General features: G+C 43.5%; 1 protein-coding gene. It reads left to right on the top strand.

Features of this window, described 5'->3' with window-relative positions; all coding sequences use genetic code 11:
• Nucleotide 1: 1 nt before the first annotated feature.
• Nucleotides 2–372: sugar phosphate nucleotidyltransferase (locus N7931_RS19445; protein WP_262795997.1), on the top strand; the 371-nt coding region annotated here is incomplete at its 3' end.

The following is a 372-nucleotide window of genomic DNA, read 5'->3' as shown; positions in this document are numbered from 1 at the left end:
TATGTTTATACCTGTAATTATGGCCGGCGGCTCAGGTTCGCGTTTATGGCCATTATCACGTTCGGCATACCCAAAGCAGTACTTAGCACTTACCAGCGACAATACCATGTTGCAAGATACAGTTTTAAGGTTAAAAGGGTCAGCGCATGCAGCGCCATTAGTGATTTGTAATGAAGAGTCCAGATTTATGGTGGCCGAGCAATTAAGAGCCATCAATGCATTAAAATGTCCAGTTGTTTTAGAGCCGGTGGGCAGAAATACAGCACCCGCAATTGCTTTAGCGGCATTACAAGCTGTAGCCAACGGGGAAGACCCAATATTATTAATTTTAGCGGCAGACCATGTTATTACTAACCAAACTGCATTTTTAGC

Source organism: Catenovulum sp. 2E275, from assembly GCF_025515275.1.
In the GTDB taxonomy this organism is placed as follows: Bacteria; Pseudomonadota; Gammaproteobacteria; order Enterobacterales; family Alteromonadaceae; genus Catenovulum.
Note: the sequence above shows the minus strand (reverse complement) of the source record. Positions and strands in the feature narration are given on the sequence as shown.